The organism is Paenibacillus cookii (assembly GCF_018333375.1).
GTDB lineage: Bacteria > Bacillota > Bacilli > Paenibacillales > Paenibacillaceae > Paenibacillus_AQ > Paenibacillus_AQ cookii.
On record NZ_BORW01000129.1, the window covers coordinates 1 to 255 of the forward strand.

At 52.5% G+C, this 255-nt stretch carries 1 rRNA gene; it reads right to left on the reverse strand.

Annotated features, from left to right (window positions below):
• Positions 1 to 255, reverse strand: a 23S ribosomal RNA gene (locus KI367_RS26890); the annotation flags it as partial.

The window sequence follows — 255 nt, forward strand, 5'->3', positions numbered from 1 at the left end:
GGTTTAGGCTAATCCGCGTTCGCTCGCCGCTACTGACGGAATCACTATTGTTTTCTCTTCCTCAGGGTACTTAGATGTTTCAGTTCCCCTGGTATGCCTCTTCACACCCTATGTATTCAGATGCGAGTGACTGACTATTACATCAGCCGGGTTTCCCCATTCGGACATCCCCGGATCAAAGCTTGCTTACAGCTCCCCGAGGCAGTATCGTTGTTCGCCACGTCCTTCATCGGCTCCTAGCGCCTAGGCATCCTC